General features: G+C 44.4%; 15 protein-coding genes. 9 read left to right on the top strand and 6 right to left on the bottom strand.

All coding sequences use genetic code 11. The features are described from left to right. Positions 1 to 27: 27 nt before the first annotated feature. Together QNI24_RS05065 and QNI24_RS05060 are read left to right on the top strand one after the other, a co-directional pair. Positions 28 to 306 (top strand): GNAT family N-acetyltransferase, encoded by a 279-nt coding sequence (locus QNI24_RS05065; protein ID WP_267175509.1) that lies wholly within the window; start codon positions 28 to 30, stop codon positions 304 to 306. Next, entirely contained in the window at positions 299 to 865 is a 567-nt protein-coding gene (locus QNI24_RS05060; RefSeq protein WP_267175510.1) for a GNAT family N-acetyltransferase, read from the top strand. The genes QNI24_RS05065 and QNI24_RS05060 overlap by 8 nt, the downstream gene beginning before the upstream one ends. Positions 866 to 892: 27 nt before the next feature. Here the strand turns inward: QNI24_RS05060 and QNI24_RS05055 are convergent, their stop codons facing one another. The 5 genes from QNI24_RS05055 to QNI24_RS05035 form a co-directional block, all read right to left on the bottom strand. Beyond that, positions 893 to 1,891, bottom strand: coding sequence for a zinc metalloprotease (locus tag QNI24_RS05055; protein ID WP_267175511.1), 999 nt, complete (start codon positions 1,889 to 1,891; stop codon positions 893 to 895). Further along, a complete protein-coding gene (locus QNI24_RS05050) occupies positions 1,888 to 2,403 on the bottom strand; it encodes a hypothetical protein (protein ID WP_267175512.1) in 516 nt (171 codons plus the stop codon). The genes QNI24_RS05055 and QNI24_RS05050 overlap by 4 nt, the downstream gene beginning before the upstream one ends. A 151-nt stretch (positions 2,404 to 2,554) precedes the next feature. Beyond that, complete coding sequence (locus tag QNI24_RS05045) at positions 2,555 to 4,012, bottom strand: sensor histidine kinase (protein WP_267175513.1); 1,458 nt, start codon at positions 4,010 to 4,012, stop codon at positions 2,555 to 2,557. A gap of 4 nt (positions 4,013 to 4,016) precedes the next feature. Then, complete coding sequence (locus QNI24_RS05040; RefSeq protein WP_283708513.1) at positions 4,017 to 4,811, bottom strand: response regulator transcription factor; 795 nt, start codon at positions 4,809 to 4,811, stop codon at positions 4,017 to 4,019. Positions 4,812 to 4,900: 89 nt separating this feature from the next. Beyond that, complete coding sequence (locus QNI24_RS05035) at positions 4,901 to 6,751, bottom strand: spondin domain-containing protein (RefSeq protein WP_267175515.1); 1,851 nt, start codon at positions 6,749 to 6,751, stop codon at positions 4,901 to 4,903. A 241-nt stretch (positions 6,752 to 6,992) separates the two neighbouring features. Here QNI24_RS05035 and QNI24_RS05030 point away from each other — a divergent pair, with 241 nt between their 5' ends. Continuing rightward, positions 6,993 to 7,352, top strand: coding sequence for a hypothetical protein (locus QNI24_RS05030; RefSeq protein ID WP_267175516.1), 360 nt, complete (start codon positions 6,993 to 6,995; stop codon positions 7,350 to 7,352). 99 nt (positions 7,353 to 7,451) lie between these two features. On the opposite strand, the gene QNI24_RS05025 is transcribed toward QNI24_RS05030, so the two are convergent. Further along, complete coding sequence (locus QNI24_RS05025; RefSeq protein ID WP_267175517.1) at positions 7,452 to 8,186, bottom strand: hypothetical protein; 735 nt, start codon at positions 8,184 to 8,186, stop codon at positions 7,452 to 7,454. A 362-nt stretch (positions 8,187 to 8,548) separates the two neighbouring features. On the opposite strand from QNI24_RS05025, the gene QNI24_RS05020 reads away from it, so the two are divergent. The 6 genes from QNI24_RS05020 to QNI24_RS04995 all read left to right on the top strand — a co-directional run bounded on the left by QNI24_RS05020 (position 8,549) and on the right by QNI24_RS04995 (position 15,026). Beyond that, a complete protein-coding gene (locus tag QNI24_RS05020) occupies positions 8,549 to 8,725 on the top strand; it encodes a hypothetical protein (RefSeq protein WP_267175518.1) in 177 nt (58 codons plus the stop codon). 190 nt (positions 8,726 to 8,915) lie between these two features. Continuing rightward, on the top strand, positions 8,916 to 10,001 hold the full coding sequence (locus QNI24_RS05015; protein ID WP_267175519.1) for an aromatic ring-hydroxylating oxygenase subunit alpha: 1,086 nt from the start codon (positions 8,916 to 8,918) through the stop codon (positions 9,999 to 10,001). After that, the gene (locus tag QNI24_RS05010; protein ID WP_267175520.1) at positions 9,998 to 10,477 is read left to right on the top strand and encodes a SixA phosphatase family protein; all 480 of its coding nucleotides are present in this window, start codon (positions 9,998 to 10,000) and stop codon (positions 10,475 to 10,477) included. The genes QNI24_RS05015 and QNI24_RS05010 overlap by 4 nt, the downstream gene beginning before the upstream one ends. A 420-nt stretch (positions 10,478 to 10,897) precedes the next feature. Beyond that, positions 10,898 to 11,395: a thiol peroxidase gene (tpx, locus tag QNI24_RS05005; RefSeq protein WP_267175521.1), complete on the top strand. Its 498-nt coding sequence runs from the start codon at positions 10,898 to 10,900 to the stop codon at positions 11,393 to 11,395. Positions 11,396 to 11,421: 26 nt separating this feature from the next. Further along, positions 11,422 to 12,222, top strand: a complete 801-nt coding sequence (locus QNI24_RS05000; protein WP_267175522.1) for a phytanoyl-CoA dioxygenase family protein — start codon at positions 11,422 to 11,424, stop codon at positions 12,220 to 12,222. 152 nt (positions 12,223 to 12,374) lie between these two features. After that, the gene (locus tag QNI24_RS04995; RefSeq protein ID WP_267175523.1) at positions 12,375 to 15,026 is read left to right on the top strand and encodes a ThuA domain-containing protein; all 2,652 of its coding nucleotides are present in this window, start codon (positions 12,375 to 12,377) and stop codon (positions 15,024 to 15,026) included. Positions 15,027 to 15,036 lie beyond the last annotated feature (10 nt).

The following is a 15,036-nucleotide window of genomic DNA, read 5'->3' as shown; positions in this document are numbered from 1 at the left end:
AATGTTTAATTGACTACATTTAATTATATGAACACAGACATCCAACATAACCAAGACAAACAAAGGTTCGAAATTCATGTGGGAGATTACATGGGGTATATGACATACCAGTCATACAGTGATTACATTGATTACACCCACACCATCGTACCCAAGGAATTGGGCGGTCAAGGGCTGGGTACCGATTTGGTTAAATATGGCTTGGCTTTTGCCAGGGTTAACCACCTCAAGGTTAAGCCCACATGTTCATTCGTGGCTTCGATGATAGACAAAAACAAAGTGTATCAAGACCTGCTCAATGAATGATCAACTCAGCATGCCGCCCTCAAACAGATTGAGCTATGCTTTGATGGGGCCAGCCGATACCCAGCTGTTGTTTGAATTGGACCAAGATGCTGAAGTCATGCGCTACATCAACGGTGGCAAAATGACCTCGATGCAAGAGATTCATGATGTCTTCATCCCAAGAATGGTCAAATACACCAACCCCACCAAAGGCTGGGGCTTGTGGCAGGTAAGGGTCACAGCAAATGATGAGTTTATTGGTTGGATATTGGTCAGGCCGATGAATTATTTCACTGACAATCCGTCTTGGGATGATTGGGAGTTGGGTTGGCGATTCAAGCGCAAAGCTTGGGGCGCTGGTTATGCCACCGAAGCGGCGCAACACATCATGCAGACGTTGGCATCAAGCCAAGATGTTGGGATTTTTTCCGCCATTGCGATGCCAGATAATCTGGCATCCATAGCAGTGATGAAAAAATTGGGCATGCAATACACCAAAACTGCGATGCATAAAGACCCGTTGGGAGATATGGAAGTGGTTTATTATCAGGTGAAAGCTGAGAAAATTCGTAACACCTGATGGTGAGAGAACCAGCGCGCGATGCTGTTACTCGAAACCATCCTCAAAAATGACATCATCAAAATTGGACACATCGTTAAAAAACCAATTGGTATTCGGATTAGTTTGAATATCACCAGTTGTAATACCGACGTGGTTATTACTGAGAAAGGAGCCACCGACGCCACAAACCGCAAACCCTGAATAACCTGGGTCGTTGTAAATATTGATGTCACAATTGTTGGTCAAACCGCCATAAACCAGCCTGATGGTGTAATCATCATTGGTATTAGCCGTTTCATCCAAACCGCTCATGGCCAGCCTCAAAGTAGCGACATCATCAACGCCCAATAACCTCTGATCCTCATCACCTCGTGAACCTTGTTGCATCACACCTTCGGTGTTTGCAAATCCCAAATCTGCGGCCACATTGATATCTGGATTGGTTGCGAAACTGTCACCATTGGGTAAATCTGCCAGTTCTCTTGTATAGGTGGTTGCATCAAATGGTGGTGATGCTACGAATGGGTTGTTGACGTTGTCGTTGAACCAGAACAGGTTTTGATCATCGCCTCTGACATCGTCACCTGAACCAATGATGTTGTCACTGCCATCGTTAAAAGTGAACACATCATCGACTCCATTGGTTGAATTGGTGTAATTGGTGTTGGAACCGCTGACGCCAGTTTGTGAACCCAGATTGGGGTGCGCCAAACCAATACAATGCCCGACTTCATGTAAAGCCACAGACTCCCAGTCTATTTGACCCGAAGGAATATTATTGGCCCCACCAAATACCAAATTATTGTTAAAGCCCTGTAGTTCATTAAAGGTGTTGATGATATTCAGTGTTGGAATCACCATGTCGGCGGCATCAACAGAACTTGGGTTGATGCAAACATTCACCTCGACCACGCCTGAATTACCCGTGTAATTACTGGGATGGGTGATGATATCAATGCCATTGGACTCACCGGCAAAGATGTATGCACCGGCATGGAGGTTGTTACTGAATAATACCACAGCAATAGTCACTAAAAATTTCATGGTGTTGCTCCCGCTGCTGATGGCTGTAAGGCTTGTTGTGACCAGCTTTGTATTTCTTTGATGAGGTCCAACAAAGGTTGCCAACTGCCCATGTATTCATAATGCTGTTGTAACTCTGCTAAATTATCCATGGAAACTTTCCAAACCACATCGTCTTGTTTAATCACCAACTGAATCAAATCAACCTCAGATGAATAAAACAAAGGGGTGTTGTGATTTCTTTTGATGACTTTCAATTTGTTTTGCAGCATATTGCCAGTGGTATTGAAATCCAATTGATTGACCAAACCATCAATCACTGCCAATTTATTCACCGATGCATTGAATGCTCTGGTTTTGGCGTCCTTAATGAATTCGGGATAACTGATACTGACTTCACCGGTGGCATTCATCTTGACCACCATATGATTATTTTCAACCAACACCTTGTTATACGTTCTGGTCAATTCAATTTCGTAACTGCTGGCAACTGAGCTGACAACCAACAGCAACAAACATAATACATGTTTCATTTTCTTTCTCCGCAATGTGCGAATTTAAAATGTCATAAACTCAGTTGGGTGTCAATTTCTTTTAGAACTAAATGTATAATAATTCTCAAAAATACAACGGAGTGCACATTTATTTATGATTGTAACGATTCTTATTCCGTTGCCTCAAAGTTCATGCTGCCACTGGCAGTTGAAAAGAAAACTGTGTACCGCGGTTCAACTGACTGATGACTTTGATCTTGGTGTGGTGTAAATCCATGATTTTTTTCACGATGGCTAAACCCAAACCCGATGAATTTTGGTTGTGGTTAGAACTGTTTTCAGCCTGAAACAGGCGATCAAAAATGTGCGGTAGCTCTTTTTCACTGATACCGCGTCCGGTGTCTTGGATGATGACTTTGAAGCGGTCATTATGCTGTTGTAGCTTGAGCATCACTTGGCCATTTTTTGGCGTGTGTTTGATGGCATTGTTGATGAGGTTTTCAAAAACACGCTGCATCAATCCGATATCAGCCCTTACTTCGGTGTTGCCATCAAGCAAGTCTATTTTCAGATCTACATTGCGCTGCTGCGCGAGCATTTTAAATTCCATGCTGACATCCTGCATCAACTCCGACAGTGAGAACGACTCTAGCTTGGGTTGAATCACCAATGAATCCAGTTTAGATAATTCAAATAAATCATTCACCAGCTGATTCAAGCGGATACAGTGCTTGCTGGCCGTGGCCAGGTAATAATCACGTTGTTTTTCATCCAGTTGATCCTTTTTGATCAGCAGGGTATCCATATAACCTTGTATTGATGCCAAAGGTGTGCGCAGATCGTGTGAGACATTGGTGATCAAATCACGGCGGTTTTGATCAGCAGCCTGAATCTGTTTAACCTGTTGTTTGATCTTGCGTTGCATGTTTTGAAAAGCCGTCTCCAGCACTTTGATTTCATCACCTACTTTTTGATTGTTCGGTGTTTCACCGGTCATTTGTTGTTGAAAACGGCGTACTTTTTTCGTTACATGGGTTAACGGTTTGGTCAGTTGATTGACCATCAGGATGCCTATCAGGTAGGTCAGAATCAGTACCGCTGCAATGCTGGCCAAGGCGACTTTTAGTACCCAATTTTTACTGATGTCCTTGGCCAACAGCTCATAAGTTTGGCCACCCAGAATGGCATATACATAACCCTCATCTTGTCCGTTGAAAGTCACTTTGGCTGCTGAGAAGGCTTTCTCGGTTTGCGGACTTCTGGGGTCTAAATTCAATATAGGGCGCTGTTCTGGCTCACTGATGAAAGTCTTAATCTGTGACAATGGAATCTGGTCAGGCAGCGCTGTACCAGTCGGTAAGTTGTGGCTCAATATGCGGCCTTCGTTATCCAGCAAATACACTTCGACCGTGGGATTAATCACCATGGCGCGTTCTGCCAGTTTCTTAATTGCGGCCTCATTGTGCTGGCCATTTTGGATCAGTTGCTCTTCAGCAGCCACGTACATGGCTATCGAGCCATTGAGCCGCTGGGTCATCTCGTGATTGTATTGGACGCTGGCATAGCGTGTGATGAAGGCCAGGATGATACCTATAACGATGAATAAGGTGAGCAAAACGAAAGATAATTTTTTAGCTATTGAGTTCATTGTTTTATGCGTGGTTGGTTACCTGTGAGGTGCCGATGAATTTATAGCCAACCCCCCAGACTGTTTTGATGTATTTGGGTTCATTGCTGTCGGCTTCTATTTTGGTTCGGAGGCGATTCATGTGCGAATTCACGGTGTGTTCGTATCCTTCATGCCCATAGCCCCAAACCTGATCTAGTAATTGTGAACGGTTGAATACTTTGTCCGGGTGTGAGGCAAAAAAGTGTAGTAGATCAAATTCTTTTGCTGTCAGCTTAATTTCGTTGCCATCAACTACCACCGTGCGTTGTTCAGTGAGGATTTGAAGTCCTGGATAAGAAAGATCAGCAGCAATGCTGTTTTGTTGATAACCCCTGCTGGCATCAAACCGCCTGATTAAGGCTTTCACCCGTGCGGTTAACTCCATCACACTGAACGGTTTGGTTAAATAATCATCGGCACCCAGCTCTAAGCCCAACACACGATCCAGTTCCGTGGATTTTGCGGTGAGCATCAATATGGGGACGTAGTTTGATTGGCTGCGAATGCGTCGACAAATTTCCAAGCCGTCCATGCCGGGTAGCTTCAAGTCCAAGACCACAGCGCTCCATTCATGTTGCAAAGCCATCTTCAGCCCCTGTTCGCCATCGTGAACCAGCTGGACTTGGTCACAAATTTCAGACAGATGAATTTTGATTAATTGAGCAATATCAAATTCATCCTCAATCACCAATATCTTATTGTTGGACATGATTGGTTCTACTCCCTCATCAGCTTGATTTAAATGGTTGTTATTAAATACATGAAAGGTAAAAGACATGGTTGCTTACAAATTTATCAAAAAAATATGCAACAAATCACAGCCTTGGGGAAAAGACTGTGACTTGTCGGTGGGTTAATAACATGCTTTTACAGCTGACAGGCACCATTGAAAGCGGCTGGACCAGAAGTCAATCGCGTCAGTGTTTCAGTGCCAGAACCAAAGCCCTCAACCAATGAGTCGTAAGACAATGAAGCCGTTGTACAAGAGTTGAACTTGATGCGGACTTGGCCCCAGTTGGTGCGGGTTACATCATCAGCATTGAAAGCATCACCAAAGACAGCACCTGAGGATTGAATCAACTCAACAATGGCCGTATCGCCAACCACTGGACCGGTACCGATTAACCAAATTTGTTCACCAGAACCATCGGCTGCATAGTGGTACCAAGAGATCACAGCCTGATTACCGGCATCAGTTTCAGTGATCTCAATCACCAAACCATGACCGTCCCTTGCTGGGTCATACCAAGAGCCACTGAAGCCACCATCAACTAAACTTGAGACCCTGACTTCTGCCACTTGGTAACCTGCGGTGGTGAAATCGGCTGCGGTCTCATCAAAGCTGATACCTGGGCCGCCGGTGCCGCCCAAGAACACTTGTGGTGTGCCATCAGGATTACCGACTGAACCATTGTAACCTGGGTGAGTTGTAACCACATCATTGGTAGCCTCACCGCTGTCTGGTGCTGATTGGTTAAAGAAGGCTGCATCACTTTCGGTATTCGCCTCGGTACCTGCATCTAATATGTCTGAACCATAGACTTTGAATGCCACCGGTCCAACAAAATCACCATTGGCATTGAACAGTGCATGTGCTTTGGGGTCACCATTGGCAAAAAAAGCATCATTTGAGGGTAATAACATGGCGCCGTATGAAAAGTACCTGTCGGTGCTTGGATTCAGATTGAATACCTCGCTGCTGACCAAACCGGGATCAAACACCGGTGCGCCAGCAAATCCTTCTGGATTTAAAATCACCGCATCTTGACCATTGAATCCAGCAAAATCACTGCGCAAGGCATCAAAGCTGCCGTCTTCAGCGAAACGCTCCAAGCCGACACTGGCCGATGCACCACGGTCATAAATATCAAATTCGCCGTCATGAAAACCCACCCAAAGAGGCGTGAAGAAGGTGCCACCTTCGCTGGCAGTGTTTTTGACAGAGACGCGAACAGGTGTGCTGTTTTGTTGGATGGTCACACGCATGATGGGGTAGATACCTCGGGTGAAGTCACCAGCGGTGGCATCGATGGCGGTACCCGGAGGCACAGTGGCACCGAGAATGTTAACCGGTGTGGCACTGGGATTAGCTGCTGAACCATTGAAACCCGGGTGCAGTTGCACCGTATCAGCAGTTGCCTCACCGGTATCTGGTGCCATTTGGTTCAAAAATGCGGCATCAGATTCGGTATTTGCCTCGGTGCCTGCATCCAGAACATCGGCGCCGTAAACCACAAATGAAACAGGTCCGGTGAATTCACCAGCGGCATTGAATATTTGGTGGGCCATTGGGTCACCATTGGCGATGAAGGCGTCGTTGGATGGCAGAATCATCGCACCATAACTGAAGTATTGGTTACTGGGATCAACATCGAACACCTCATAACTGGCTAAACCGGGATCAAACACCGGTGCACCAGCAAAACCTTCTGGGTTTAAAATAACTGCATCAAAGCCACCAGAAGGCGCAAACTCATCCCTCAAAGCAGCAAAGTCACCATCCTCCGCAAAGCGTTCAACGCCTGCTGAGGCCGCAGCACCGCGATCGTACAAATCAAAACTGCCATCATGAAAACCGACCCATAGTGGGGTGAAATACAAACCACCTTCAGGGCCTAAATTCTCAACTTTGACTTTAAGCTCGACGGCTTGTATTTGGGTCGCCAATAACAAACTGGCGGGTAATAAAAATGAACGTAAGTTCTTACTGAATTTCATGCTTTACTCCTCGTAATTGAATCAAGAAGCGACAGTTTGCCGCACAAAAATCACAGAATTCTCACAGCTTCGCTACGATTTGTTCAAATTGATGTTTGGGGAACTGAGTCTTAGGTTTCTGGGATTAACTTCAAAAATATCTGTGGCAAATGTCTGATGAGCGTGCAAGAATTTGTAGATTGAGGTGCCTTTCCTAAATTAGTTTCAGTTTCTAGATATGATGGTAGAGTGATTAAGAGAGATGGAAAATAACGCTATTAATTTTAAAATAAAAGCAGTTTTTAATAATGTGATAAAGCTTTGGCCCGAACAAATTAATGTTGAATGTTCTAAGGATAATTCTCGCATTTTTCCCATGTTATCAAAAGCATGGGATAATGCAGAGGATATGATTGATGATGATCCTTGGGAAGTGTTAATGGTTTGGGTAATATACGGAGTTCTACATGACGAAGCTGTGAACCTTGCTAAAAATACTAGTGGCCAAAATGTTTATCCAAAGAAATTACAACTTAAAAAAGTTATTCATGAGTATATGAAGCAACTTGATGATGAAGAATGGAAGTGCTTAAAATTAGAGTTTTTGCAACAACAAAATTAAAACTAAAAAGGGTCACAACTAAAAGGGGCCACAATAAACCTGCCATAGTTTGACCTCTTTAAAGCGATGATTGGTGTTCCTGATAAGTCGCTTGGTTAGTCATTCGATCAAGCCATTTGAAATCCATGAAATAAATTTATTTTTTTCTATTGGTTGTGAATGCTGTATGAATACTTGCATCAAATCGTCACCAATGAAATACTCATAAGTTATTTCTCCAAGTCGAAAATTCACTTCAATAATCACTCGTAAGTCTTTTGTAGTTACTTTATACCAATCAGAATTACTTCTGAATAATGCAAATTTTGATTTACTACCATAGATGAAAAGTGGAGTGCTGGAATTCAAGTTGCAATCAAAATTTTCAAAGTCATTTGTGAGCATGTAATCCATCAATTCCCAATGGCTGGTATTTTTTACAATTTCCAAGTAACCTTCAATTTCAAGAAAATCCTGGTGTATGAACTGTTCATCCTCAGGATCGAATTGGTCAAGCTCAGACAGTTTATAATGAGTAAGGTAAATACTCATTTCGTTATTAATCAGTTTGTATTCATTGTTGCGAATATTGTTGTTACTGGTAATTGAAGCATCCAAATATTCTTCATTGTAGTAAGGTAACTCATATTCTAAGAAATCAATATTCGAATCACTAATCCACAGACTTGACTCGAATGTACTGGAGTAGACCTTACTCAGTGAAAATTCTTTGCCATAGCTGTTTTGCATTTCTAGAACTTGAATTTTTAAGGCTTCCGTCCATAAATGACAGGTATCTTTATCATTGTACTCGGTTTGTAAAAGCCCTAAGAAAAGCAACATATAATTAAACACTATAATTCTCCGTAAAACCTTCCTTTGAAGTAGGTATCAAAACCGTAACGCAGTGATTCCACTGTTGTATGACTCACTGTATCAAAAAGTGTTCACATCTAAAAGAGGATGACAAATACTTTTTTGGAAATGCTATGAAAATGTTTTGGGACAGGTAATTTATAAAACTGAATTACATACAGATAAGACCGGTTTTTTTTGATTTCTAATTATCTATGGGTAAAGTCTGCTTGTAATTGAGACTTTTTACTCTCGTCAGATGATTATTTTTGATAGAATCCATTTTTTTCTGCTTACAACTGAATCAAAATAATCAATTGATAAATAGCCAATTGATTGTTTTCAAGCCAAACACCGCTCTTATGAAAAAACCTGATCCCAACATTGCGCCAATGGAAAAAATGATCGAACAAATGGAGTTTGAACTTTCTCAAGCATCGTTTGGGGGTGATCGTCAGCGTGTGCCTTTGTTATTGAAACAACTTAAAGAGGCCAGGCGGATATTGGCTAAGATGACAGGTGATGCCGATCATATTTGATCGTTGAGCTTTAGTATGTAGGGTGGGCTCCGCCCACCAAAAAAAACCAGTTATGATTTTTGTTTAATTAAAGCAGTGCCATTAAATGGTGGGCAGAGCCCACCCTACGTTACTTCTAAGCCCAAGGAAAACCTGTATTTTAGTTACGACTTTCAATTAAGATGGCAGCAGTACTTTGTTATCAACTGCTATGAATCCACAAGACCGACAGAAAATCGCCCAAGTGGCACAATCAGAGCCACAGCACTTGGCTCACAGTTTACCTGCTGAATTTTATCAGGCTGGGCTATTCACTGCTTTAGACCAGACCCATGTGTTGCATCGCAGTTGGCAATTGGCCGCGCACGTCAGTCAGTTGACTCAGGTTGGTGATTATGTGGTGCATCAGCTTGGCGATCTGCCCATCATCGTGGTGAACACGGGTCAGGGTTTGAAAGCTTTCCATAATGTTTGCCGTCACCGAGCGGGACCGTTGGCTTTTGAGAATGGTCATGGCAAAACATTGATGTGTAAATACCATGGCTGGAATTACCATTTAACCGGTGAGTTAAAAAGCGCTCCTGAAATGCACACCACCCCTGGCTTTGAGGTCAGTGACTATCAATTACCAGAGGTTAAATTACAGTCTTGGCAGGGTATGGTGTTTGTTGCTTTGCATGATGATGTACCTGAACTTGATGCTGTGGTTGATGGCATCAGCCAACGCATTGAACCGATTGATTTGAACGCCATGCGTTTTCACCGGCGCGATGAATTCATTCTGGATTGTAACTGGAAAGTTTATATCGAAAACTTTCTGGAGGGCTATCACCTGCCGCATGTCCATCCGGGCTTGAATCAATTGTTGGATTATAAAAGTTACCAAACCGAGTTATCCAAGTGGTATTCCTATCAATTCAGTCCCTTGGATGCGGGCAGCGGTTTTTATGGTGAGGGTCAGGCGCATTACTATTTTATCTACCCCAACACCATGCTGAATATCCTGCCCAATAGACTACAAACCAATCAAGTGCTGCCCCTGAAGCACAACCAAACCAAAGTGATCTTTGATTATTATTATCCGGAATTTGAGGACAGGGAGGCTTTGATTGAACAAGACCGGGTGTTCAGTGATGAGGTACAAGATGAGGACATCATGATTTGTGAGGCGGTGCAAAAGGGTTTGGATTCAGGCAGCTATGACAAGGGCAGGTTGTGTATGAAAAGAGAAACGGGTTTGTACCACTACCAAGAGTTAATCAGAGCCGCTTACCGCCGCTATACCGATCAGTCATGAAAACACTGCACCTGATCAGACACGCCAAGTCCAGTTGGGATAATCCAAGACTCAGTGACCAACACAGGCCATTGAACAGCAGGGGGCGCAAAGATGCCGTTATCATGGCCAAGGCATTGGACGATGTTTTTGAACGGTGGCCAAAAGTCTTTTGTAGCCCGGCCACCAGAGCCCGAGAAACCATAACAACCATTGCAGAAAACTGGGCTGGTGATGCATTTGACTGGCAAGTGGTGGATGATTTGTATGAATTTTCGGCGTCGAATTTAATCAGCTGGTTATCAACGGCCCTGTTGACCCATGATGAGCTGTTGTTGGTGGGACACAACCCGGCATTCACCAATCTGATCAACCACTTGAGTGATGCTGATTTGGCTAATTTCCCAACCTGCGCTTATGCAAAACTCACTTTTGAAGACATCGAAGCCGGTGGTGGTGCGATGGCCTGTTTTTTAAAACCGAAAATGTTTAAATGAAGTAGATTTTAGGCAACTATGCTGGCTGTTTTCTTGGGGTAAAATCACATCCTTGTGCAGTATTCCTGTTGTTGATGAAGACACCCGTTTCGATCCTTGCTTTCCTAGATGCTAAACCCTGAATCCTTTCAGAGCGCGACCTCCTGTCTGTTCCTTGTGTGTGTGAGTGTCTTACCAACAGTTCCTATTGTATGGATTTCACACCATATTTTTTTCAAATTAAGGACCCATAATAACAAAATACGGCCTAATGACATTTTTAACAGGTAAACACGAGAGAAAAGTATGCCAATGTATGAAGCACGGTCCATTTTGATCAAATCAGTAGCCAATGGTTAATTCAAGTAACAGCTGTTCAAATCCAGATTTAAGTTACAGTTGATGGTGCTATAATCTTTGATTTAATTAAGGAATACATCAATGGCTCAAACAAAATTCAAAGGCAACCCAATCAACACCGAAGGTGACTTTCCGAAGGTCGGCTCACAAGCACCTGATTTTCAATTGATCAAAGCAGACTTGAGTGATGCCACTTTGGCTGAATTTAAGAACAAGAAAGTCATTTTTAATATTTTCCCCAGTGTGGATACCGCTGTTTGTGCGCTGCAGTTAAAAACTTTCAGCCAAAAAGCCGCAGCACTTGATGATGTGGTGCTGTTATTCGCTTCAATGGACTTGCCGTTTGCCTTGAATCGTTTTTGTGCTGCTGAGGGCATCGAAAATGCTGTGACTACCTCAGATTTTAGGCATCAGTCATTGGCCAAAAATTATGGTGTGAAGATGACTGATGGACCACTCAATGGTTTGTATGCGCGTGCCACGCTGGTAATCAATGAGAATGGCGAGGTGGTTTACAGCGAGCTGGTTGATGATGTGGTTAATGAACCTGATTATGCTGCGGCATTGGCCACTTTGTAAGTAGTACATCTACTGGTTGTTAGGCAGTGTCTGACTTGATAGGAAGGCGTGACCATTTCGAGCAGCATGGGTATGTGGTGCTGCCATCCTTACTCAACACCAAAAATTCGAGTGCGATTGCCAGTGCGGTGAACCCAGTTTTTGACGGCTGGTTCACCGCCAATCAAGCCGATATCAAACAGTATGACATGGTCAACATGCATGCCCTGACACTGCAACAATACTTCTTTGATGATGGCAGAACGCGCGTGGATTTCTTCAATGCGATCACAGCAGATGTTTTGGTTAAAACGTTGACTGATATTTTTGGTACAGGACTTTATTTTCATAACACCCAGTTGTTTTTCAACCCGCTGGATCAACACAAATTGCCTTACTGGCACCGTGATATGCAGTATGATTCAATTGATGAATCGGTGTTCATCGCTGAGCAGAAGAACATGCTCAGTTTACATGTGCGCATACCTTTGGTGACGGAAAAGGGTGTTGAGTTGGTACCGGGCAGCCACAAAAGATGGGACAGTCCGAATGAACGTGAAGTTAGGTTGGAGCAGAACGGACACCACAACACCGAACCATTGTCGGGTGCTGAATTGATCAGTTTGGATGTGGGTGATGTGTTGGTGTTTGATGCCCAGATGTTACATCGTGGTAATTATGCCTTCAATGAAACCCGACGGGCCTTGGATTTGTGTGTTGGTAACCCCCATCCATTGACCGCCACTCACCTAGATCCCAAGGTGTTGCCCACTTCTGAAAAACTGAAACAAATCAACAATCCCGAATGGTTTTTAAATGCTTCCGATGTGATCAACAACGACCCTTGAAGCGATTGAAACTTTGACCATTGGGTTCAATGGGTTAATAAATGATTAAGTTCATAACCATCCAGTCGTGTGGTTTTCTTAATTGAGAACTGGTCAGCAAAAACCCAGTGGCATAATTCTTAACCTAAACAGAGATTCAACTGGAGTAATGCATGAAATCGATCACTTTCTGGCTATTTTTAGGCTTGTGTTGGCTGGTAAGCCCAGTGCTCAAGGCCCAAAACACGCCGACATTTGATGTCTTGGTATTCAGCAAGACCAGCGGTTTCAGACACGGCTCGATTCCATCAGCCATCAATGCATTGACTGAGTTATCTCAGGCCCACGGCTTTGAAGTGAGTTTCACTGAAGATGCATCGGCTTTCAGTGCAGCCAATTTAGCGCAGTATGAAGCAGTGGTGTTTTTATTGACCAGTGGAGATGTGCTCAATGCCATTGAACAAGCCGCTTTTGAGGTCTACATCCGCGATGGCGGCGGTTATGTCGGTGTGCACTCGGCCAGTGACACAGAGTACAGTTGGCCTTGGTATGGGCAACTGGTAGGCAGTTATTTTGATAACCACCCGTCCATCCAAAACGCCGATGTATTGGTTGAAGATGCCACCCACCCATCAACCCAAAACCTGCCTGCCACTTGGCAGCGCAACGATGAATGGTACAACTTTCAATCCAATCCCAGAGCGTCTGTTGCCTCAGACATCAAGGTGCTTTTGACTCTGGATGAAGACAGCTACAACGGTGGTCAAATGGGTGATGATCACCCCATCAGTTGGTACCATGAATACGATGGCGGCAGGTCTTGGTATACCGGTATGGGACACACCAATGCCAGTTATGCCGATGCTGATTTTCGCTCACACTTGTTGGGTGGCCTACTTTATGCAGCCGGAGTAGCACCTGCTGATCCATTGGTGGTTGATGAGGGTGGCCAGTGGTTCAAAAAACAAAACTCCAACCAAGCCTTCTTTATGGCTGGGGTTGGTGGCCCTGAGGGCTTTTTGTATGAGACTGATCAACGCAGACAAGAGATAGTCGATGAATTGATTGCATCAGGCGCCAATGCGTTGTACATGCATTCGATTCGTTCTTTTGAGGGTGATGGTTATGATTTTGAAGACCCTTTTGTGATCAATAATGATGCCAGCAGTGACATCAGGGCTGGGGTTTTTGCGGCCTGGCGGGAATACTTGTTGCAGTTAGATGCAGCCGGTATCGTCACTTGGCTGCATGTGATTGATGACACGGCCAGGCCATGGGGTTGTGAGGTGCCATTGAATCAAGATGCCAAGCGTTACATCAAAGCATTGGTTGAGGCTTTCCGTGATTTGGATCATTTGGTTTGGCTCTCTGGTGAGGAATACCTGATGGGCAGTTGTTCCAGTGCTGAGGATAAAGCCTTGATGGAGGCGATAGCAGCTGAAATAAAACTGCATGACCCGATTCACCCCATCGGTGTCCACCACAACAATGGCCAAGCCATGCAGTTTGGTGCTGATGAGAACATCAATGTTTTTGCGCAACAGATTTGTGGCAACAACAACGACCGCAGTCCTGAAGGGGTTCATGCCCGGGCCAGTCAAGGAGACTGGGTCTATGTCATGGCAGAGTGTCACCCTTGGCATTTGAATTTGCTGCACGTGGATGACAGAACCAATATTCGACAGTCCAACTGGGGCAGCGCCACGGGTGGTGGCTATGCGCTGTTGTATAACGCTTATGAGTGTCAAGAGTCTGGCAAATTATGCAGCCGAAATGCCAATGGCGACCCAGCTTCTGCCAATGACCCCCATGATCCCAGTGCTGAGGTGTTGGGCGACTTGAATCGACTGAAGAATTTCATGCTGTCCAGTCGTTTCAATGAACTCAGCCCGAATGATTCGATAGTCACTGGTGATGGACTTTGGGCCATGGAAGACAGCGACCAGGGTTTGTATGTGGTCTATGCCAAAGATGAGCCTGATGCGGTCGGTGTGAGCGGTTTGGCTGCTGTGAATTATCGATTGAATTGGTTCAACCCACTCACTGGGGAGCGCATTGAGGATGAAGCCAACGGATCATCGAGTCCTTTTACGGTTCCAGTGACCATGGGTTCTGAAGTGGCGTTGTACATTGAGCGAATCGGACCACAACAAAATCGTGCGCCACAGGCATTTGCTGATGCCTACAAGATAGCCACCAATGAAACCTTGGCTGTATCTGCGCCAGGCGTGTTGATCAATGATGTGGATCAAGATGGCGATGACATGACTGCTGTGTTGGTGATGCCTGTGAGCGATGGAGCGCTTGAGTTGAACCCCAATGGCAGTTTCAGTTATTCGCCTGAGTTGAATACCGAAGGGGTCTTTCAGTTCACTTATCAAGCCACAGATGGTGAACTAAACTCAGCAAGCACTCAGGTTACCATCCAAGTTGGGGTGCCATCGATGTCGGCAGTTTTGATTGATGCCGTTGAAAACAAGCAAGTCGTGTCGCTGTCTGATGACCAACAACTCAACCTGTCACAACTGGGCTTCACCAGCTTTTCAATCGAAGCCACATCAACACCAGCTGGTACGGCCAGCGTTGGTTTCGAACTCACAGGTCCCATCATTCACAGCCAAGTTGAGAATGTGGCGCCTTATGCACTGTTTGGTGATAACAATGGTGATTTTACAGGTATGCAGCTGTTGTTGGGTAACTATACTTTGGTGCTGACCGCTTATGATGCAGCAAGTGCTGGTGGTGCCATTGTATCAAGTCAAACGATTGCTTTTTCAGTGGTGGATTCAGTTGATGACCTGATTTTTGCTGATGGTTTTGATTGACTGGGTTGGT

Origin of the sequence: Marinicella marina, from assembly GCF_030065545.1 — a bacterium.
In the GTDB taxonomy this organism is placed as follows: Bacteria; Pseudomonadota; Gammaproteobacteria; order Xanthomonadales; family Marinicellaceae; genus Marinicella; species Marinicella marina.
The sequence above is the reverse complement of the archived record's forward strand: the minus strand, read 5'-3'. Positions and strand labels throughout refer to the sequence as shown.

Bases quoted from the DNA above. Each gene is read 5' to 3' on its own strand.
- QNI24_RS05045 (WP_267175513.1), bottom strand. From the start codon at position 4,012: ATGAACTCAATAGCTAAAAAATTATCTTTCGTTTTGCTCACCTTATTC.
- QNI24_RS05065 (WP_267175509.1), top strand. From the start codon at position 28: ATGAACACAGACATCCAACATAACCAAGACAAACAAAGGTTCGAAATT.
- QNI24_RS04995 (WP_267175523.1), top strand. From the start codon at position 12,375: ATGAAATCGATCACTTTCTGGCTATTTTTAGGCTTGTGTTGGCTGGTA.
- QNI24_RS05035 (WP_267175515.1), bottom strand. From the start codon at position 6,751: ATGAAATTCAGTAAGAACTTACGTTCATTTTTATTACCCGCCAGTTTG.
- QNI24_RS05060 (WP_267175510.1), top strand. From the start codon at position 299: ATGAATGATCAACTCAGCATGCCGCCCTCAAACAGATTGAGCTATGCT.
- QNI24_RS05015 (WP_267175519.1), top strand. From the start codon at position 8,916: ATGAATCCACAAGACCGACAGAAAATCGCCCAAGTGGCACAATCAGAG.
- QNI24_RS05020 (WP_267175518.1), top strand. From the start codon at position 8,549: ATGAAAAAACCTGATCCCAACATTGCGCCAATGGAAAAAATGATCGAA.
- QNI24_RS05010 (WP_267175520.1), top strand. From the start codon at position 9,998: ATGAAAACACTGCACCTGATCAGACACGCCAAGTCCAGTTGGGATAAT.
- QNI24_RS05030 (WP_267175516.1), top strand. From the start codon at position 6,993: ATGGAAAATAACGCTATTAATTTTAAAATAAAAGCAGTTTTTAATAAT.
- QNI24_RS05055 (WP_267175511.1), bottom strand. From the start codon at position 1,891: ATGAAATTTTTAGTGACTATTGCTGTGGTATTATTCAGTAACAACCTC.
- QNI24_RS05040 (WP_283708513.1), bottom strand. From the start codon at position 4,811: ATGTCTTTTACCTTTCATGTATTTAATAACAACCATTTAAATCAAGCT.
- QNI24_RS05050 (WP_267175512.1), bottom strand. From the start codon at position 2,403: ATGAAACATGTATTATGTTTGTTGCTGTTGGTTGTCAGCTCAGTTGCC.
- tpx (WP_267175521.1), top strand. From the start codon at position 10,898: ATGGCTCAAACAAAATTCAAAGGCAACCCAATCAACACCGAAGGTGAC.